The sequence below is a fragment of the Chryseobacterium pennae genome (genome assembly GCF_003385515.1).
GTDB lineage: Bacteria > Bacteroidota > Bacteroidia > Flavobacteriales > Weeksellaceae > Chryseobacterium > Chryseobacterium pennae.
The window spans coordinates 211,449-231,671 of the sequence record NZ_QNVT01000002.1 but is presented as its reverse complement, the minus strand read 5'-3'; the positions used below and the strand labels follow the sequence as shown (position 1 = coordinate 231,671).

Below are 20,223 nucleotides of genomic sequence, written 5' to 3'. Positions count from 1 at the left end.
TATGATTTACAAAAAATAAATTTTATTTATCTTTATAGTGGGAAATATATGTATGTAACTAACCATAAATCAATATAATATGAAAAAGTTAAACTTTGTTTTATTCCTTTTCATAGGAATAATGTCCTACGCCCAGCCATCAGTAACAAGAGCTGGAGTTGACAGAATTAACAGCACAGTTAATCTCAAATCAGAAGATGTAAGCAGTACTTCTATTACAGCAGGCTCGTCAGGAGCAAATATTACTTGGGATTTTTCAATGTATACGGGAACTAATCCTGTTGCATATACTGTAAGAGCATGTCCCGGCCAATCGAACTGTTTCAGATTTCCCGGTGCTAACAGGATTGCAACAATGACTACTGTTGATACGCATGACTTTAGTTCTATGACAGATACTGAGGCTACAACGTTGGGTTCTTATTCCGGACCTGCGTTAGGAGATGTTACAGTCACTTATATTAATCCTCTGACTGAGTATAAATTTCCGATTACTTATCTGCAACAGTTTGATGATACCTATGAATTTAACAGTGTTTCCGCAGCAATTGGAAATACCAATGAAACGGGACAGGTAAGTGTGAGTGTAGACGGCTATGGTACAGTAATTACCCCGAGAGGAACCTATGCTAATGTGCTGAGAATAAAAAGAATGAGAACGGGAACGCAGACTTTTGCCGGTTCACCTACACCCATTACCGCTACTTATACCAACGAATCCTATCAATGGGTGAGCCAGACAGAAGGTATGGTGTTTAGTTTTGCCATCAATACTTTTGTTCTGAATGGAAATACAAATATTTCAAAGTCGGTGTCTTATCTTGATCCTACGGTATTATCAACTGCTGAGCTGAACAGAAGAGCAGAAGAGTTTGCCATCTATCCGAATCCAAGTTCTGATTTTATTACTATAGCTTCTAAAGAAGATATTAGAAAGGTGACGATAACTTCTTTGGACGGTAAGAGAGTTTTAGCTGTGGAAAATTCTGAAAATATTGATGTTTCAAAGCTTTCCAAAGGGGTTTATATTCTTCAGGGAGAATTGAAGAATGGAAATGTGGTTTCAAAGAAAATAATTAAGAAGTAAATTGATCATTTAAATAAAATCAGACGTAAAGTCAGATACTTTTACGTCTGATTTTTATATACTGTAGTTTATCAGAATATTGACTTTAGAGCTTTACGGAAGTTTCTTTTTCTCTGATTTGAGCTTCAATTTTCTGTTTTGCGGCCTTCCATTCGTCGTCCAGAATACTGTAATAGACTGCATTTCGGGTGCTGCCGTCATTTTGAATTTTATCTTTCCGTAAAATACCTTCAAATACCCCTCCGATTTTTTCGATTGCTTTTCTTGATCTGAAATTATTATCTTTAGTTTTCAACTGTACCCGATTGGTCTTTAATATTTCAAAACAGAAGGTAAGCAAAAGCAATTTGCATTCTAAATTAACAGTTGTTCCCCAAAAATCTTTTGTGATCCAGGTCCAGCCGATTTCTAATTTTTTATCTGACGGATATATTTCAAAAAATCTTGTGGATCCTATCAGTTGTTGGGTTTCCTTATGTCTTATGACGAAAGGGTATTGGTTTCCGTTTTCTCTTTCTGATAATGAGAATTCATAGTTTTGATAGAATATTGTTTTATCTGAAGCATTCGTGGGAATCAATGTCCAGAGATCTTTATCTGCTGCTGCAGCATACAATTCTTCAAAATGTTCTTTTTCCAGAGGAATCAGTTCAATAGTTGTGCCTTCTAAAATGATTGGATGGGATATCCATTGTTCCTTCATAAAATATTTTTTTGGTAAGCTAATTTAATTAAAAGCCTATATTCGTTTGGTTTTTAAATTGAAATAAATAAAATCATCAGCTGATATTTTCAATGGAATCTATCAGCCATTGATCACCATTGCCTTTGGAAAGGATATACTGATAAGTCATACCACAGTTTTTCAGGTGAAATTTTACAGCGTATTGTTCAGAACTGATTTGTTGTACAGTGAATTGTATGGCTTCAATATTTTGTAAATCGGATTGATAATCATCCTGGGTTCTGAAAAAGTAGTCATAATCAAAACCGTGCGGAGGCCCGTCATCAGTAGGGTTCTTCTTGAAATACTCTTCTCCTTGTACATAGTTTTGTTTGTAAACAGATAGAAATTTTTGAGAGAATAAACCGCTGCTTTTCAGAAAGTTCAACTCTTTTTCTGCCTGATTAAAATCTACATAATAATTAACCTGAGTTTCATTTTCGCCCTGAGGTCCTCCTTTTATCGTATTGAAGCTATATAGGTTATCTTCATTATCTCTATACCATTTCAGAAATGATTTTACCTTCTCCATCTGAGAATCATCTTCAGGTTTGGAGATTACCACTTCTCTTTTTTGTTGTGTTATGGTGTCCTGTCCAACAGACGGTTTGGAAACATTCTCTTTTTTACAATGAATAAACAGCAGACATGCTGTAGATAATAACCATGTTTTCCCTGGCATAATTCGTTTTTAAGGGTACTAAAGTACAAATAATAAGTGCTTCACTTTACTATTTTATTGAATGGCTTTCTTACTTTTATTTCTTTATCTTATAATTTTCTCTGTAGGTATTGGCTGTAATTCCTGTACAGCGTCTAAAATACCGGCAGAATAGGGAAGAATCTACAAATTGTAACCGGTTGCTGATTTCTTTAATGGACAGAGGGGTTGTTTTGAGTAGTTCCTGAGCTTGTTTTATCACTCTGTAGCTTATCCATTGTTTGATAGGCTTTCCGGTTTCTTTTTTTATTAAGCTGCTTAAATACTGAGGAGAAAGATGCAGCTGATCAGAATAAAATAATACACTTCTTTCCAGATATCCATGTTTATCCAGCAATTCAAAAAAGTGTTCTATAATGTCCTGACTTCGGGTCTGCAAAAGGCTGTTATTTTTTATCACAGGTAAATAGAGCTTTGAAACGAGCTCGAGAAGGGCATAGAGCAGATATTGTACAGATTCTACGGTACTTTCTTCTTTTGTTTTAGCATGATAGTCCTGAATGAGTTTTACAGTAGACCAGATTAGTTTTCCTGCAGGGTTTTCTATAGACATTACCGGATTGAATTTGATCTCATCACTAGCCAGAAGTACAGTCAGAAAACTATAACTGCTTATGAAATCCAAGGAAATAAAAAACACAGATAATTCAAGCTCATTACTCCCTGAACTGTTTTTAAGGTCTGTGTCAGGAAGTAACATGAGGATGGAATTGGTTTTTACATGAAAAGGAAGTGTATTGATCTGAAGATCCAGCGTCCCTTTTGATACAAAACAAAGCAGCAGTTTATTGAGATTTTCTGCTTTTCTGTGAAATTCAGAGAGGCTGTTTAGGATATATTTTTGAATATATAATCCTTCAAAATTGGGCTTGATCTCTATCATAATATTGTTGGATGACTTCTCAGAATGGTTAGTAATTTCGTCAGTGCATTCCGGTGATCAAATGTAAGCAGTTAATTTTTCTTTTTAAAAGCGTTGTTTAAAATGGAATATAAAATATCAAAAATGGAATATATTTTATTGGATGAGTGTTCCTAACTTCGCAAACGGAAATTTTAATCAAACACTGTTATAATGCAAGACCGAGAATCTCTCAATGCGAAAATGCCTGCTGCCTGTTTTTTACTTTTCTTTGCCCACGGACTTGTTTTCTCGTCTTGGGCAAGCCGGATTCCTATTATTAAAGACGCTCTTTCCATCAATGAAGCAGAGCTGGGAACTCTTTTGCTTCTGATGCCGATAGGGCAGCTTTCCACCATGATGTTATCCGGAAAGCTGATCAGTCAATACGGAAGCAGTAAAATCATTAAAAGTCTTTTTTTACTGTATCCGGGTTTTCTTTTGCTGATCGGTCTTTCTCCTTCTTACTGGGTGTTGGCCACTGTTCTGTTTTTTTTCGGCGTTACCGGGAATCTGTGTAATATAGCAATCAATACACAGGCGATTGAAATAGAATCAATTACAAAGAGAACGTTATTGTCTTCTTATCACGGAGCATGGTGTTTTGCTGGATTGATAGGGGCAGTTGTAGGCCTGATTACCATTAATCTGCATATAGAAACTTTTCATCATTTTGTGCTGACTTTTATCCTCGTCTCTCTGATCTGGCTGTATAGCAGAAACAATCTCACCAATATTATCCATAAAGCGGAACCACAGACGAGATCTATTTTTAAATCTGTAAATCCTACTTTGGTTGGGTTAGGAATCATTGGTTTTTTAAGTATGGCCATTGAAGGAGCTATGTTTGACTGGAGTGGCGTTTATTTTCAAACGATTGTAAAGGCACCGGAAAACCTTGTTATATTGGGATATACAAGTTTTATCTTAATGATGACTTTGGGGCGGTTTGTTGGAAACCGGATTATTGAAAAACTCGGAAAAAGAACTGTTCTGCAGTTTTGTGGGATTTTAATGAGCTGTGGTCTTTTCCTGAGTGTTTTCCTTCCGGAACTATGGATTTGTATCATTGCATTTATGATTATCGGGCTTGGAGCCTCTTTAAGTGTACCGTCGGTTTACAGTACCATTGGTCAGGTGAATACTGTGGCACCGAGTATTGCGCTGTCCTTTGTATCCAGTATTTCATTTTTAGGCTTTCTGATAGGGCCGCCATTGATCGGATATATTGCGGAAGGTTTTGATCTCAGGTATTCTTACGGGCTTTTTGCCTGTTTTGGAATCTTACTGAGCATTATGGCTGGTAAAATGGAGATATTCAGGAAAAAGAATTAAACTGTATATTATAACAAACGGTCTGTGAAATACAGACCGTTTATTTTTTATATCCAATTTTCTATAAGATGAACCCACAGTGCTCTTTCTTCAGTTAAAAGGAAAACAGCCGAGGACTTTCTGGTGTTGGCTACTCCTTCTGTCATCTGAATCTCTGTATAAGTGGCCAGACCATGATGCTCAGAATGATTAATTTCTATATTTTCAATCCGTACACTGCGGTCCGGGAACTTTCCAAACACGGTAGGAAGCCACTCTGAAAACATGGATAAAGTAGCTGTATTTCCATCCCCATTAATCATTTTGAAGTCAGGAGAAAACCCGGAAAGTATTCTTTTAAGTAATGCATTCTGATCCTTTTCATTACCCTGGAACCATTTTTCAATATTTTCACAGAAGTCTTTTAATTCTTCGGTAATTTTTTCTTTGTTGTTCATAAGATTTAAATTTAAAGCTATTTTTTGTTGTTGATGAAAATTAAGAGTTAACATATTTACGTAATCTGATGTTGGTAAGTATTCCTATCATCTGTACAGCGCCGATCATAAAAATAGCTATTGCAAAAGCCTTTGGAAATCCCAGGAGGTCAGTCAGATTAAAAAATAAGGTGCCGATCGCAGCTCCTCCGACTACACTGCCTACCTGTATTCCAATGCTGATCAAACCTGAAGCCTGTCCTGCCTTTTCTTTGGTTGTGAAAGTAATAGCAGTCTGCATCATTACCGGCATGATCGTTCCATGACCTAGTCCTGCCATAAATAAGGTCATATAACTGATGAAAGAAGGCTGCTGTTGAAAATAAAAGTACACTGCAGTACAAGTAAATCCTCCTATTAGTAACCCGAGCCCGATGTAAATCATTGTATACGTTGATTGTTTTATTTTGGATACTATTAATGGGGCCAGAAAAAAAGCAACTCCATAAGGAATAATGGCCAATCCTGTCTGCATGGAGCTTTGGTGTAGAAATTCCTGGAGATAATAAGGGTAACAAATGAACAGTCCTGAAGTAAAATTGTAAAAAAAGAGAATCAAAAGGCTCAAAGCGAAAGGTGTATGCTGTAATAATGTTGGGTCTATAAGCACAGGACGATTGTTTTTCAATAGATACGTTTCATATCTAAAGAAAATAATTAATAATGATACTCCTGATATCATAACAGTAAATATCCACCATGGCCAATGATACTTCTGCCCGAAGATAAGAGGACAAATCAATAGGAGAAGAGCAAAAATAAGGAGTAATGAGCCTTTAAAATCAATTCCAGAATCGGATTCCTTTCGGCTGTTGTCCATAGTAAAATGAATTCCCACAATACAGATAATGGTAATAGGGACATTAACAAGAAATACCATTTCCCAGGAAAAGTTTCCCCAATGCATGCTGAGGAGCAATCCACCAAGCAACTGTCCAATTACAGAGGCCAAGCCAAATACAGAACTGAAGAGACTCACAGCTTTTGGTTGTTCCTGGCTGCTGAATAAAACTTTGATAGAAGCTAAAACCTGAGGAGCCAGCAACGAAGCTCCAATTCCCTGAAATAATCTTGCTGCAATAAGCCATGTTACTGTAGGAGAAAATGCACACGCCAGCGAAGAAAATAAAAAGGTATACAATCCCAATATAAAAATTTTTTTACGCCCATAGAGGTCACCAAGCCGTCCTCCGCATACTACTAAAGCTCCATAGGTGAGTCCGTATATGGCAATAACCATCTGTAACTGATGTTCACTTGCTTTGAAAGCTTCTTTTATAGAAGGTAATGCCATATTGACAATAAAATAATCCAAGGGTGAAAGAAAAGCTCCGGCGATCAGAAAATTGAGTGCCTGCCATCGCTTCGGATAAGTGTTCATATTTTTTTATGCAAAATTAACCTCCTTTTGTTCTGTGAAAATTGTACTTTTGGAGGAAAGTATAGTGCGAACTCATGAAAGGATTACATCTTGAAGGTATTGAAGTGAAAGAAATAAAGCTTAAAGGAGAAATAACCTTTAAGACCATATCTTTTTTATCATTTGTATACATTGTACAGGGAGCCGGAAAACTCCTGTATGATGAACGTTATATTGATTTCACAGAAGGTAAACTTGTTATTATTCCTCAACAGGAATCCTATCGTTTTGAAAGCGAGAATGCTGATTTGATTACGATCGAATGCCCCATTGAATTTATTGATAAGATCCGCCTCGAAGCAGACCGTATTGAAAGCTGTGAAAACCTGTACAAGCTGCAATACATCAGTAATAACTATCATGCCCGTGCCGGATGTGTATTCCGTAATAAAAATGATGAAGATTTTGCTAAAGTGATTATTCAGCAGATTGCAAATGAATTTAGAAACAGGGTAGAGGATTACCTCATCATCCGTAACTGTATTTCGATCCTGCTTAATCTTATTGCCAGAAATATAATTCAGAGTGAAACTTCAGATCTGCAGAAGAACAAGAAGGCTTTTTCTATTATGAAAATCATTACTTATATCCAGCAGAATATCAAAGATAGAGATAAGACAGGAATTCAGACTATAGCAGAGCATTTTGGAATTTCGGGGAATTATTTCGGGGAATATTTTAAGCAACAGACCGGAGTTTCCTATCAGGACTATGTACTGGATTATCGGCTTAAGCTGGTTGAAACTTATCTGAAATACAGCAGTATAAGGCTCAGTGAGATTGCTTATGAACTTCAGTTTAGTGATGAAAGCCATCTCTCGAAACTTTTTAAAAAATACAGAGGGATTACTCCAGGGGAATTTAGGAAGAAAAATAAATAAAAAAGTAGCATCAGAACTGTTTTTATTTTTTTAAAACATTGATTTATTTAGGGTTATGAAAATTTTAATAAATTAATATAGCGAACTATATAGTTCGCTATATAGTTTATATATTTACACCAAAGATTTTTAAAATGGATTTTGACTTTATTAAAGAATTGGGATATAAGGCATTAGACAGCAGGTTGAAAAGGATCAGTGACCGGATGTCTCATGATGTCAGAAAATTCTATAAAGAGTTTGGAGTAGATGTAGAACCTAATTGGTACCTGGTGTTTATGTTACTGCAAAAAAAAGAAGAAGTTTCCATTACGGATATTGCAGAACCATTGGGATATTCTCATCCGTCTGTGGTCATCATTGTAAAGAAAATGGCTGAAAAAGGATATCTGATGATTAAAAAAGACAGTACAGATCAGCGTAAACAAATGGTTTCTTTATCCCCTAAGGCAATAGAAATACTTCCTCAATTGGAAAAGATCTGGGACAGCTGTGAAAAGGCCATTTTAAAATTACTTTCAGAAGATTTATCTATTCTTTCTTACCTCGATACCATAGATCAGGAATTGAAGAATGAATCTTTCCATCATCGGTTCAAACAGGAATACTTAAAAACAATACAATCATGAAAACATTTTTTCTCGCTACAGCATTACTTTTTTCCAATCTTATGGTTTGGGGCACAGAAACTAAGGTGATGGTAAGGGCAAAAGCAAAAGATGCTAAATTTATCGGAAGTTCATTGGGAGGTGCTCATATTATTGTCAGGAATAAGCTAAACCAAAAGATTTTAGCAGAAGGCAATACAGCAGGAAGTACCGGCAATACGGATCTGATTATGAAAACTCCTAAAGTGAGGGGAGCTTCAATTACTGATGATCAGACAGGTGGTTTTGTAGCAACAGTTGATATTGATGAGCCTACCTTTGTGACGGTTGAAGTTATTTCTCCACTGAACAGCAGACAGGCACAGGCTGTGGTAAGTACAGAATTATGGTTGATTCCCGGAAAGAATATTCTGGGCGAAGGAATCATTCTTGAGATTCCCGGATATATTATTGATATTTTAAAACCAAGAACTCACCAGTATATCGCATTGAATACAATTAAAGATAAACCGTTTTTGTTTCAGGCGAATATTGTTATGATGTGTGGATGCGTTATCGAAAAAGGCGGAGTTTGGAATTCTGATGAAATCGAAGTGAAAGGAATTCTTAAAAAAGATGGAAAACTGGTTAAGAATATTGATATGTCATGGGTTTCTACCAACTTATTTGAAGGCAACCATACCATCAGTACTCCAGGAAATTATGAACTTACTCTATATGCTTATCATGAGAAAACAGGCAATACAGGAGTAGACAAAGTAAATTATGTTGTTTTTGAATAACTTAAGAAATTAAAGGTTAAAATACATACAATGTTACACTAAATTAATTTTCTAATATAACTATCTTATAACGATTCTAATAAAAAAGGAAAGAGGATTCAATGTCCTCTTTTTAAGTAGTATAACTTAAAATTAATCCAAAATGGAAAATACAGAAAACGAAAACATTGAAAAATTTAAACGACATGGATTTTTTACAATGCCTGAAAATAAGGTAGTAGATAAACGCTTATTTTAAATTAATTAACATAATAAATTTAATCTCTAATGTTTGATTTATATTTCTATATTTGATATTAAAGTCTAATGTTTTATTATGGTAAGATTTGACGAATTGTGGAAAAATCATCCAGGAAAAGGGTCTCATCCCTGTAATGTAGCACTATTTCCAAACCAATGTGCTATCAGGATGAGTGAAGCTTTTCATAAATCAGGTGTTGATTTAATGTCCTTTAAAAAGTAAGATGCTGGGAGAACATGAAGATGGATTTAGACACATATTAAGAGCTCAGGAACTCGCTGATTGGATGCATCTGCATCCTGAAATATTTGGAAATCGACTAAAGCTTGAAAGAAAAAAATATCCCAAAATGGACCACAAATCTTTCAAAAATGGGAAGGGGATCATTTTTATTAAAGATGGATGGTCTGAAGGTACAGATCACATAGATGTTTGGAATGGAATGTCTTTAAAAGGTGGGAATGCTTTCGATTATTTAGGGAGAGGTACAGAAATTTGGTTTTGGGCTTTAATTTAACTACTATGAAAAATATTTGTTTTATAATAACATTATCATTAATATCTTTTTCCTGTAAAAAAAAATCAAGAAAAAGAATACACTCAATCAAATACTAAAAAAAGTACAATAATAGTAACTGATACAACTAATATTGACGGAGTATTATTGGAATTAATAAATGACAATGGAAAAGCAAAATTAAAGATTAATACCAAAGAATATAAATTATCCGGTGATATAAAAATCAACCCTCCATGTTATTTTTTAAGATGGGAAAAGAATAAAGTTGAAAACTTCTCTTATCCGGATGTAGGAGTAAAGCATACTTTAGTTATTCTTGGAAACATGGCAACAAAAGATGATAGAAAAACATTTGGAGCAGAAAATAGTGATAATATATGTGGAACAGGTATGCAGGGTATTTTATTTAAAAAAGACAGTATCATTGTTACAAATAAGATTTTAACACACTCATTTGTATGTGCTGATATTGGTACTGATGAAAAAGATTTTAGTGGATTTGCTCATGATTAAAATTACCATATCGGAAATATTCTCTTCAGTTTTATATAAATAGTCTGGATAATTAAAAATAGTCTCCCAATGGAAGACTATATGCAATAAATATATTGAAGATAAAGAATCAATTGTATTTATTCAAAATGATGGCCTTTATCAGTTAGACTTTTTTCTCTTCATCAGAAAAAATTTCATTATACTCATCAATGTAAATTTCTACATTATTTAAGTTTAGATCATTGACAACATAATCGTTAATTTTATTGGTCAATTCTTCAACAGTATTAAAGAAAACATTTTGCCTTAGTATTGTTATTTTCGTCCTTTATACCTACTGTAATAAGATTTCTATTTCAGAAGCTTATAATACAATATTAGAGGAAGTCAAAAAATTGAAAAAGTAATTAGTGTAAAATTGTATGTAGGTGGCATATTTTTTATAGGTATAACATTTTATTCCCAAGTGAATGTATACATATATTTTATCCCATTGGAATGCGAATACTTGGCTGAGAGAGGATAGTTATCTTTATCATAAGTAAATTCTACCGTAAATCCGGTTTTAGATCCGTTAAAGATATTATCATCCAATACAGATTGCGAATTATGCTCATGCTGATATACAAAAGGATCTAAAACTTTATCCCAGGCAACCGCGTTATCTTTTACCGTGGTAGTGACATTGGTTTTTTCTCCTGTTGCATTATAAACATTCGTTATGTTGCTTCCGCGGCTATCGGCGTATGTAATTTCACTTTTTCCAATTAGATTTCCAGTTCCGTTATAATATTGTGAACCTGTTAAATTATGGGAAGGTTTGGAAGCATCATTAGTATAATGTACCACCTGCATTAAGATATCCTGTCCTGTTGATGGGTTTCTGGTGTAACTTGATCGCTCAGTAACAAGCCTGCCGCTATAGGTAAATGTATAATAATTAAATAGTACATTCTGTGAATTATAGACGCTTCTTTTCGTTTCCAGACCATTTGTGTATTCTACTCTTGTAGTATTGGCTAAAGTTCCATTGTTGTAGTTTGTGATTTCGGAAATACTACCAGCATTGTTATAGGAAAATTTATAATAGGGCTTACCATCTTGTTTTACTTCAATAATTTTTTTTGATTTAGTAGTAGGTTCATCCGTGTCAGAACTACAGGATGAGAATAGATAAAAAGGGATGGCCAGCAGTAATATTTTTTTCATGGATATAATTTTTTGCAAAGAAAATACTTTTTATTCAATTTACCCTTGCTCGTGAATTATATAATTGATAAAAGGCAGCAGGGTATACCAGTATAAAAAAATACCTTATTTTTATCAGATCAGGAAAATGATTATTCTTGATTGCAGAGACTGAATCAATCATTCTGAAAACTTATGCGTTTAAACTTATTATTTTTCTGTTTACTTTTCTCAACATTCTGCAGCAGCCAGGATAAAAAAGTAACTATGTCAACCGGGCAGAGACTGGAATATTTATCAGAGAAGGTTATTAAGTTTAAAAATGAGCCGCTCTACCAAATAGATATACAGTCGTTTTTTAATTTTAAAATCATAATTAACGGCTGTCCTGTTTATTCAAATTACGATAAAACTCCGGTGACGGCAAGGATAAATATTAATCCGTCTATTCTAAAGGCAGGAAAACAGAAAATTGAAATAGAGCTTTATCCAGGATATGATAAGGCTGGAATTCAGAAGCACTCCCTTGAAAATGGAGAGAATTTTATTTTAAAAATTGAAAAAACAGGATGGAATAAAGATAAATCTCTGATAGAGCCTAAAGAGATATTAGTCTTTAAAAATAATGAACAGAGTGCTGATTTTTCTAAATTAGCGGAGTATAAAACCAGTTTAAACTTTGAGGCTTCTGTTCCTTACATTCTTCAGGGCTGGGAAAATGGGGAAGATCTGTCCCAGCTGGATCAGAAGGATCTGGAATTAAAAGTGGTCAATTTTTACAATACCATTGCTTCTGCTCTCAAAGAAAAAGATTATGATTACCTGAATACCCAATTTCTGAATGCAGACAGCGAATGGTATCAGGCAGAGTATTTCCCTAAGGATATTATGACTAAATTTCAAACTGTAAAAGGAAGAAAAGGCAAGTCTGTAACTTCAGGGACAGACGTTTCTTCGCAGAGTATTTATCCCATTGAAAATTATATAATGAAACTCTATGCTAATAATAAAATGGTGAGATTAGAGCCTAAAGAGGGAAGTCATAAGGGAGAATCTCTGCTTAGGTATACAATAACAGATAAAAATGGAATGAGCAGAACCTCTTTCATTGATATGCTGCTATACATTCCAAAAGGGGCTAAAGCCTTACAAATTATAAGATAAGAATTATGAAAAAATATATTTTATTAGGTTTGATATTATCTTTGTCGGCTAAAGCTGAGAAAAAGACTGAACCTGTGGTATCCCACCAAAATATTTCTGTAACCTCACAGGAAATCAGATATTCTGATAACGAACCTCATTATGGGGCCTATATCTCTACCAGTAACTGTTCTTTTGAAATCTTAATTAATGATATTCCCATTATAAAGCATAATGACACTTCCGGCAGTAGTCTGTCAGGATCTTATTTTCCGCTGAATGAATGGATTACTAAAAAAGGAAATCAAAAAATCATCATTAAAATGACACCGGGATTTAATCAGGATAAAAATATTTTAAATACGGAGCTTTCTCCTAATTCAGAAATTCAGGTGAAGATTGTAAAATCACTGAAAAATAAGAGTGGGAACTCTGAAGAAGACGAAGTGAGAAAATATTCAACATCTAAAAAGAAACGCATCAATAGCAATACATTTGAAGACGCATTCACCTTTTTTGCGGATATTCCTTACCATATAGAAACTCTGGAAAATGCAGAGGTCCTACTGACTACTGATAAAGATAAATTACAGGCCATTGAACAGGAGGCAGTTGCTAAATACAATAAGGTAAGAGATATCTATATGAAGGGTTCGTGGAGTACGCTGGCTAATATTTATTATAATAGAGAAAAAAGAGTGGCTAAACAGCTGTTCTTATTGCCAGATGAGATAAAGAACAGATGGAATGAGTATGTATTCAGAACAAATACCGATATTACATTTTTTGATGTAAAGCCGATTGAGGATTATAAAATGACTTTTTATGGCGATGGCAAAATCGTATGCCTACAGAAAATCAATAATGAAAAATCAGCGCTTTGGGGAGGTTTTAAAAGAAAAGGTAAGGATAATGTAACAACTACTTACATTACCCTTTATCTCTATCGTCCAAAAGGGACTAAAGAACTGGAAGTATATTAAAATTGGATAAATATATACAACCAGTAAGTCACCTAAAATTTTATAAAGAATCGGCGAGGGCCAATCCTGTGATGGTATCCAGCCATTCTTTTCTGTCTTTTTCTGTTAATTCATACAGTGGACCTATAAAATGGTTATTAATGGATGAAACTCCACAGTATTCTAAAATCCCCTTCTTTAGCTGAATAAGTCCACTTGACTGGTATTCATTCTCATAAACCTGGAGGGACAAATCACCCGCTGTGGTAATAATTCTTGCTGATCTTGCATTGAGTAATCCTTCGCTGTTCCCTTTTTTATCACTTTTAAAAGTAATTCCCGGAAGAAATGCCCTGTCAAAGAAGCCTTTCATTATGGCAGGCATCCCCAGCCACCAAACAGGATGTATCCATACCTGATGGTCACTCCACTGAATATCTTCCAGCGCTTTTACAAGATCAGGCTCCAGTTCCATTCTCTGTTGATATCCGAATTGAAGGTTAGGATTAAAATTAAGCTTTCCAATGGCAATATACCGTACCTCAGCACCGGAAGCTACAGCAGAGTGGATATAGGACTCTGCAATAACAGAGTTAAAGCTTTCCTGAGCCGGATGGCCGTTAATAACAACAATTTTTTTCATAATTTCTGAATTAAAATAAGTTTAAATAATTTGACTTGCTGTAGGTAAAAATTTTCAGAGATCTTACAAGGGAAGAAATCAAAAGCATGTACAGCACCTTTAATTTCCAATAGATGCACTGAAGCTCCTGCGTGCTGTAATTTTTGAGCATATTCCTTTCCTTCATCTTTTAGCGGGTCCAATTCGCATACAATAATGGTAGCATCCGGAAGATTGTCAAAATTCTTCTCCTGCAGCGGAACAGAATATTGAGGCGGTTCAATCATCTGATGCTGAAGATAATGTTTCCACATCCAGTAAGCAGCTTTTTTAGTCTGCATGGGAGCATTGGCTAATTCATTCATTGATGAGGTTTTCAGGAGATGGTCCGTAGGTGGATAGAGCAGATATTGATGCTGAATATTTACTTTTTCCTTATCTCTTGCATGCTGTGTTACTGAAGCTGCAATGGTTGCTCCGGCACTGCTTCCGCCTATTATGATCCTGTTTTTATTTCCACCAATACGGTCAGCAGATTCAGACAGCCATAGTAAAGCATCATAACCATCTTCCATAGCAGCAGGGAAGGGATGTTCCGGGGCTAACCGGTAATCTGCAGAGACAATAACCGCATCAATATCCACTGCCAGCCGATAGAATATAAAATCATACTGTTCCGGCATTCCATATATAAAAGCACCACCATGGAAATAGAGCAGTATCGGTAAGTTCTGTTTTCCCTTTGGCCTGTAAACTCTCAACCTGATGTCTCTTTGACGTTCAGAAGAGGGAATATAGATGTTCTCTACAGAAAGAGATAGAGGAACAGGCAACGGTTCTTCCACTGTCATGATCTTCATTTCTTCTTCCCGGATCTTTGCCGGATGATTGGCCAGTAAATAGTCATAATCAATTTTGCTAAATGGACTGTCAATAATGGCTTTTAAAAGCTCAGGATCTATTTTTTTCTGCATTACAGTTCTAATTTGTGTCGCAAAAATAGACTGATAAAATGGGCAAAAACAGGTATATTTAATGCTTATTTAGGTATCTTTGTACTATGGCAAGAGAAAATATACACCAATCCCTTGAGGTTTTTTATGAAAAGATAGATCAATGCCCGTTAAAGGACAGGCAATTCAATTTTTTTGAACTGGTGTATGTCATTTCCGGTATTGGGGATCATATCGTCAACGAAAATAAAATTGCTTTTTCTACGGGAGACCTGTTTTTAATTACACCCAATGACTGTCATGGATTTGATCTGAATGGAATCTGTGAATTTATGGTGATCCGTTTTGGGGAAAGCTATATCAAAGAATATCAGTGGAAAAGCATCGATCACATAGAATGTCTTTTGTATTACGCTTCTCATTTGTCAGGCTCGGTACTCGTGAATAATGAGGATAAAAAAATGATGGGTCTGCTCATACAGAATTTGCAGCAGGCTGTAGAGCATGAGTCAATATACAACGAAGATCTTACCCGCCATCTTGTGAATGCTATCATTGTAATTGCAGCAAGAAATATAGCTATTGTTAAACCACAGAATATCTCATCCAATGCAGATATCCGCCTTCTTCAGATGCTGGATTATATTCAGGAAAATATACGTAAGCCAAAACGATTAAAAGTAGAGGCTATTGCCAATGAGTTCGGATTATCTCCAACCTATCTTGGAAGCTATTTCCGTAGACAGTGTAACGAATCTATCCAACAATATATTTCTTCTTATAAAATTCGCCTGATAGAACATCGGTTACGTTTCAGTGATAAAAGAGTTCATGAGATTGCGGATGAGTTTGGCTTTGCTGATGAAAGCCATATCAATAAGTTTTTCAAAAGGCATAAAGGGAAAAGCCTTAAAGCATATCGGTTAGAGCCTGTTTAGGTTAAAGAGCATTAAATACTTCCATAATTGCCTCAATAAGCCCTTTTTCTATCTTTGATTCTGATGAGGTATCCTGTACCATAGCCCGCATATTGCCTTCATCGTCGCGTTCAAAAACGACTTCGTTACCATCCACATCTACATAGAATTTATAACCATAAGTGAATGTTGCCAGTTTTACATTAAATAGCTGCTCTTTGCCTTTATAGGTTACGGGTAATTCAAATTCTTCCATTAGGGGTTCTGTACATTTTAATTGTAGACAAAGTTCGGAAATCTTGGGGTAATTTTATCATACTTATAAGTGATTCTTGAATTTGTATTGATAAACAATTCATTCTAAGTTATATTCATGATATACGGGTTTCCTATTGGAGTTGAAAGCTATCATTAACCATTTTTTTAAACAGGCGTATTGCCCGGTTAGGATTTATTAGTTTTTTTTAATAACTTCGTGTCAAAGATGATTTCCAGAATCAACATATTATTTTTCTTCTTCTTTTTTGGCCCCCAAGGGCCGAGATAATTCTATATGTCCGTTGCGTACGGATATTCAAAACAAAATCAGACTTTTATATATTTTTTAAACCATACCTCTGCAACATTATTTTTGCAGATACTATACCATTATTTTCGATATGAATAATATATCAAAAACAATCAATGAAAAACGCGGAAGAAAACTGCATAACGATTCAAAACATCCTATTACTCAGTTAAAACAAAAAATACAGCATTTCTTCAAAGACTTTACCATATTCGACGACTTAAATGAAGTAGTAAGCATCCGTGACAATTTTGATGATCTGCTGATTCCTTTGGACCATCCAGCCAGATCTGCTAATGACACTTATTATACTGATGACAATAATGTATTGAGAACTCAGACATCAGCACATCAGAATGCATTGCTGCGTGCCGGTAACAGACAATTTATTGTAACCGGAGATGTCTATCGAAAGGATACCATAGATAAGACTCATTATCCGGTTTTTCACCAAATGGAAGGCGTTAAAATTATGCCCCAAGGTGCAGATGCATTAGCGGATCTAAGGCTTACATTGGAAAAACTGATTCAGTATCTGTATCCCGGAAAGGAATATAGGTTTCTGGATGATCATTTCCCGTTCACAGAACCATCACTGCAAATAGAAGTATACCAAAATGATGAGTGGATGGAGGTTCTTGGAGCAGGAGTCATTCACTCCAAAATTCTTCAGAATTGTAACATAGACGGAACTGGCTGGGCATTTGGTCTGGGACTTGATCGCTTGCTGCTTTCTTATTGTAATATTCCGGATATCCGATATCTTTGGACCCATGACCCTCGTTTTCTTTCCCAGTTTACAAATGGTTTGGTGGAATTCCGGGAATATTCAAAATATCCTCCCGTATATAAAGACATATCATTCTGGGTTAATGAATATAAAGAAAACTTTGAGGGAATCTGGTCAGACTATAATAACTTCTGCGAGATTGCAAGAGAAGAAGGAGATGACCTGATTGAAGATGTCCGTTTACAGGATAAATTTACCAAAGACAACATGACATTCCTGTCTTACAGAATTACATACCGCTCAAATGAACGAACCCTGAACAATGAAGAAATCAATACCATTCAGAATCGGATAAGAACTTCTTTGTCTGCTCATTTTGACATTGTCTTAAGATAATGCTTTATATCGTTTCTCAGGTAATAAGTTTGAGAGCTTCATTTTCATAGCATTATGCAACACCCAATCATACATCTGATTGGGTGTTGTTATATTTAGATATTGGGTTGTATGGAGCCTGAGATTTAGAAAAGCATTATTTTTTTTATTCCAAAGTAATCATTTTCGATACTCTGTTAAGGTAACACCTGTTAATTTTTTGAAATAACGAGCCATATATGAGGTATCTTTAAAATCGAGGCGGTCTGCAATTTCTTTGATAGCCAGATCTGTCGTTTTCAAAAGTGCCTTTATCTCCAGGATTACTTGTCTGTCAATTAATCCTTTTGGAGAATCGTTGAAGAAGTTTTTGGTTATTTGGGATAAGTAGAATGGAGTTATATTTAATTGATCAGCATAAAAAGCTACATTACGTTTTTCAGTACCATATTTACCTACTAACTCCCAAAATTTCCAGCATAATACTTCTTTTTGGCTATAGGAATGCATTTTTTTTATTTCTGCCACCGGCATTTCTTCTGCCATTCTAAGAAAAAGGTTTTGTAGGTGGTTGCGCAATATTATATGCCCGTGGGTAGTACATGTTTTCTTAATATATTGAAGCTGTGTTATCCACATTTTCAGCAGATCAGCTTCTAATTCCGGAGTTTTGCACAGTGGATGCTGATGCAGAAATAGGAAAAGCTCATTGGGTAAATGATACGCCACTTCTTCGGCCATAGCTTTATCAATGAGACAATAAAAGGATCTGAAATCATTTGATATTCGTTTTACGATACTTACATCATCTTCTGATAAAACCAATATATCATTTGGGTTTAATAGATAGTTTTTAAAATTTACATTCAGCAAAGCACTGCCTTCAATACAGATAATCAGGTTGGTGTAAGTAAGTTGCAGAGGATAACCAAAACCTTCGCTTAGATTAGTTTCCCCAATGATGACAAGACCTTTTCCCTGGGTAATATTTTGTGAATAACGAAGCATTAGTAAGTTTTAATTAGTACCTTAAATCTATCATTTTTTTCTTTATATCCTTCTTATTTGTTTTCAAAAGTACCTATTATGCGCAAATTTAGTCAATGTACTTTTGTGAAGTCCCTTTTATCTTTGCGTTGTAATAATTTAAAAATATAATGTTATGATTTTAGAAACAGAAAGATTGTTTTTACGTCCATTCAGGGAAGCAGATGCTGCAGATTTATATCATTATGCTAAAGATGAAAGAGTAGGACCAATAGCTGGTTGGCCGCCCCATGCAAGTGTTGATCAAAGCAAAGAAATAATCAATACCATATTTGCACAAGATGGAGTATTTGCCATTACACTCAAAGAAGACGATACTGCCATTGGAATGATTAGCCTGATTATAGGAGAAAAAAGTAATTTCCCAATAACAGAAGCTGAAGCTGAGATTTCCTATTGGATTGGAGTACCATTTTGGGGGAAAGGGATAGTGCCTGAAGCAATTCGCGAGGTAGTACGTTTTGGTTTTGAAGATCTAAGATTGGTGAATATCTGGAGCGGATATTATGATGGTAATGTGAAATCTCAAACGGCACAAGAGAAATGTGGATTTAGGCATCATCATATTGAAGAGACCAGCCAAAGTATATTTATAGATGAGGTTCGTAAGGAACATATAAGCCGTTTGACAAAGGATGAATGGACAATGGCTGCTTACGGAACGGTATCCTTCTAATGGAGTTGGATTCTTGTAGCTGCTATTACAAAACTTATTTCTACGAGGAAGGATAATATGTTTTTTCTTGAATATGAAACTCCGTTTAAAATGAATATTGTTACAATATGAAAATAAAGAATTTTGAATTTAAAGCAAAAGTAGAAGAGCTTGAAAAATATCAGGATCAGATTCTTAAACTAAATCCTATTGACTTTGGGACAGAACATCAGATAGACACTTACTTTAATGCTCCAAAGGGAAGATTGAAATTACGTGAAATTAAAGGAAAGGAAAGTAAATTGATTGATTATAACCGTGAAAATACTCAGGGAAGTAAAAAGTCTGATGTTCTTCTCTATAAACACGGTATGGATGATACTTTAAAACAGATCCTCTCCAATCAAATGGGAGTAAAAATAATTGTAGATAAAAAAAGAAAAATATACGGAATAGATAATGTAAAGTTTCATTTTGACACAGTTAAAGATCTTGGAACCTTTATTGAGGTAGAAGCAATAGATGAAACAGAAAAGTTCAACTTAGAGGAATTGAAAAAGCAATGTGATTTCTATTATGATTATTTTAATATTCAGCTACACCAGGTAGAAAAGTTGTCCTATAGCGATTTACTTACTGATAAATTAGAAAAAAGTTGGAATGCTTAAAGCAGTATTGGTCATCTCTAATGTTTTGGACATGATTGATTAGATATGGAATGGGTTCAAAGCAGGGAGACTTATACAGAAGGAGGACTGTTTGATGTTTAGTTTATTGATCGCGTACTTTAAAATGCTTTAACCCTTGTATTGATTTGTATCCTCTTATTGAGTTCGGAACATTAATACACTAAATTATTTTTATTTTAAGTT

At 34.9% G+C, this 20,223-nt stretch carries 23 protein-coding genes; 13 read left to right on the top strand and 10 right to left on the bottom strand.

What is annotated here, in order from left to right; genetic code table 11:
- Positions 1–79: 79 nt before the first annotated feature.
- The gene (locus tag DRF65_RS03600) at positions 80–1,087 is read left to right on the top strand and encodes a T9SS type A sorting domain-containing protein (RefSeq protein ID WP_115968880.1); all 1,008 of its coding nucleotides are present in this window, start codon (positions 80–82) and stop codon (positions 1,085–1,087) included.
- 85 nt (positions 1,088–1,172) lie between these two features.
- Here DRF65_RS03600 and DRF65_RS03595 read toward each other — a convergent pair whose 3' ends face one another.
- From DRF65_RS03595 to DRF65_RS03585, 3 genes are all read right to left on the bottom strand, one after another.
- Positions 1,173–1,790, bottom strand: a complete 618-nt coding sequence (locus DRF65_RS03595; protein ID WP_115968879.1) for a GNAT family N-acetyltransferase — start codon at positions 1,788–1,790, stop codon at positions 1,173–1,175.
- Between the two features lie 76 nt (positions 1,791–1,866).
- Entirely contained in the window at positions 1,867–2,493 is a 627-nt protein-coding gene (locus tag DRF65_RS03590) for a hypothetical protein (RefSeq protein ID WP_115968878.1), read from the bottom strand.
- A gap of 76 nt (positions 2,494–2,569) precedes the next feature.
- The gene (locus DRF65_RS03585) at positions 2,570–3,415 is read right to left on the bottom strand and encodes a helix-turn-helix domain-containing protein (protein ID WP_228438487.1); all 846 of its coding nucleotides are present in this window, start codon (positions 3,413–3,415) and stop codon (positions 2,570–2,572) included.
- Positions 3,416–3,607: 192 nt separating this feature from the next.
- On the opposite strand from DRF65_RS03585, the gene DRF65_RS03580 reads away from it, so the two are divergent.
- Positions 3,608–4,768: an MFS transporter gene (locus DRF65_RS03580; RefSeq protein WP_115968877.1), complete on the top strand. Its 1,161-nt coding sequence runs from the start codon at positions 3,608–3,610 to the stop codon at positions 4,766–4,768.
- Between the two features lie 47 nt (positions 4,769–4,815).
- On the opposite strand, the gene DRF65_RS03575 is transcribed toward DRF65_RS03580, so the two are convergent.
- Together DRF65_RS03575 and DRF65_RS03570 are read right to left on the bottom strand one after the other, a co-directional pair.
- Positions 4,816–5,205, bottom strand: a complete 390-nt coding sequence (locus tag DRF65_RS03575) for a hypothetical protein (protein ID WP_115968876.1) — start codon at positions 5,203–5,205, stop codon at positions 4,816–4,818.
- A 40-nt stretch (positions 5,206–5,245) separates the two neighbouring features.
- Entirely contained in the window at positions 5,246–6,625 is a 1,380-nt protein-coding gene (locus tag DRF65_RS03570; RefSeq protein ID WP_115968875.1) for an MFS transporter, read from the bottom strand.
- Between the two features lie 74 nt (positions 6,626–6,699).
- Here DRF65_RS03570 and DRF65_RS03565 point away from each other — a divergent pair, with 74 nt between their 5' ends.
- From DRF65_RS03565 to DRF65_RS03545, 5 genes are all read left to right on the top strand, one after another.
- On the top strand, positions 6,700–7,545 hold the full coding sequence (locus DRF65_RS03565; protein ID WP_115968874.1) for an AraC family transcriptional regulator: 846 nt from the start codon (positions 6,700–6,702) through the stop codon (positions 7,543–7,545).
- Between the two features lie 134 nt (positions 7,546–7,679).
- Positions 7,680–8,174: a MarR family winged helix-turn-helix transcriptional regulator gene (locus DRF65_RS03560; protein ID WP_115968873.1), complete on the top strand. Its 495-nt coding sequence runs from the start codon at positions 7,680–7,682 to the stop codon at positions 8,172–8,174.
- A complete protein-coding gene (locus DRF65_RS03555; protein WP_115968872.1) occupies positions 8,171–8,935 on the top strand; it encodes a hypothetical protein in 765 nt (254 codons plus the stop codon). Before DRF65_RS03560 ends, DRF65_RS03555 begins: the two co-directional genes overlap by 4 nt.
- A gap of 464 nt (positions 8,936–9,399) precedes the next feature.
- The gene (locus tag DRF65_RS03550) at positions 9,400–9,693 is read left to right on the top strand and encodes a T6SS effector amidase Tae4 family protein (protein ID WP_115968871.1); all 294 of its coding nucleotides are present in this window, start codon (positions 9,400–9,402) and stop codon (positions 9,691–9,693) included.
- Between the two features lie 147 nt (positions 9,694–9,840).
- On the top strand, positions 9,841–10,209 hold the full coding sequence (locus DRF65_RS03545) for a hypothetical protein (RefSeq protein ID WP_115968870.1): 369 nt from the start codon (positions 9,841–9,843) through the stop codon (positions 10,207–10,209).
- A gap of 438 nt (positions 10,210–10,647) precedes the next feature.
- On the opposite strand, the gene DRF65_RS03540 is transcribed toward DRF65_RS03545, so the two are convergent.
- Positions 10,648–11,400, bottom strand: coding sequence for a hypothetical protein (locus DRF65_RS03540; RefSeq protein WP_115968869.1), 753 nt, complete (start codon positions 11,398–11,400; stop codon positions 10,648–10,650).
- A gap of 246 nt (positions 11,401–11,646) precedes the next feature.
- On the opposite strand from DRF65_RS03540, the gene DRF65_RS03535 reads away from it, so the two are divergent.
- Together DRF65_RS03535 and DRF65_RS03530 are read left to right on the top strand one after the other, a co-directional pair.
- Positions 11,647–12,543 carry a hypothetical protein gene (locus DRF65_RS03535; protein WP_228438485.1) on the top strand — a complete coding sequence of 299 codons (897 nt, stop codon included), beginning with the start codon at positions 11,647–11,649 and terminating at the stop codon, positions 12,541–12,543.
- A 5-nt stretch (positions 12,544–12,548) separates the two neighbouring features.
- Positions 12,549–13,505, top strand: coding sequence for a hypothetical protein (locus DRF65_RS03530; RefSeq protein ID WP_115968867.1), 957 nt, complete (start codon positions 12,549–12,551; stop codon positions 13,503–13,505).
- 40 nt (positions 13,506–13,545) lie between these two features.
- Here the strand turns inward: DRF65_RS03530 and DRF65_RS03525 are convergent, their stop codons facing one another.
- Both DRF65_RS03525 and DRF65_RS03520 read right to left on the bottom strand, forming a co-directional pair.
- Positions 13,546–14,127, bottom strand: coding sequence for an NAD(P)H-dependent oxidoreductase (locus DRF65_RS03525; RefSeq protein ID WP_115968866.1), 582 nt, complete (start codon positions 14,125–14,127; stop codon positions 13,546–13,548).
- Entirely contained in the window at positions 14,124–15,080 is a 957-nt protein-coding gene (locus DRF65_RS03520; RefSeq protein ID WP_115968865.1) for an alpha/beta hydrolase, read from the bottom strand. The genes DRF65_RS03525 and DRF65_RS03520 overlap by 4 nt, the downstream gene beginning before the upstream one ends.
- 86 nt (positions 15,081–15,166) lie before the next feature.
- Here DRF65_RS03520 and DRF65_RS03515 point away from each other — a divergent pair, with 86 nt between their 5' ends.
- Entirely contained in the window at positions 15,167–15,997 is an 831-nt protein-coding gene (locus tag DRF65_RS03515; RefSeq protein ID WP_185148450.1) for an AraC family transcriptional regulator, read from the top strand.
- Position 15,998: 1 nt separating this feature from the next.
- Here the strand turns inward: DRF65_RS03515 and DRF65_RS03510 are convergent, their stop codons facing one another.
- Positions 15,999–16,232: a hypothetical protein gene (locus tag DRF65_RS03510; protein ID WP_115968864.1), complete on the bottom strand. Its 234-nt coding sequence runs from the start codon at positions 16,230–16,232 to the stop codon at positions 15,999–16,001.
- Between the two features lie 403 nt (positions 16,233–16,635).
- Here DRF65_RS03510 and srmL point away from each other — a divergent pair, with 403 nt between their 5' ends.
- A complete protein-coding gene (gene srmL, locus DRF65_RS03505; protein ID WP_115968863.1) occupies positions 16,636–17,670 on the top strand; it encodes a PheS-related mystery ligase SrmL in 1,035 nt (344 codons plus the stop codon).
- A gap of 159 nt (positions 17,671–17,829) precedes the next feature.
- Here the strand turns inward: srmL and DRF65_RS03500 are convergent, their stop codons facing one another.
- On the bottom strand, positions 17,830–18,657 hold the full coding sequence (locus DRF65_RS03500; protein WP_115968862.1) for a helix-turn-helix domain-containing protein: 828 nt from the start codon (positions 18,655–18,657) through the stop codon (positions 17,830–17,832).
- A 154-nt stretch (positions 18,658–18,811) separates the two neighbouring features.
- On the opposite strand from DRF65_RS03500, the gene DRF65_RS03495 reads away from it, so the two are divergent.
- Both DRF65_RS03495 and DRF65_RS03490 read left to right on the top strand, forming a co-directional pair.
- A complete protein-coding gene (locus DRF65_RS03495) occupies positions 18,812–19,372 on the top strand; it encodes a GNAT family N-acetyltransferase (RefSeq protein WP_115968861.1) in 561 nt (186 codons plus the stop codon).
- A gap of 107 nt (positions 19,373–19,479) precedes the next feature.
- Positions 19,480–20,019, top strand: a complete 540-nt coding sequence (locus DRF65_RS03490; RefSeq protein ID WP_115968860.1) for a class IV adenylate cyclase — start codon at positions 19,480–19,482, stop codon at positions 20,017–20,019.
- The last annotated feature ends 204 nt before the right edge of the window (positions 20,020–20,223 follow it).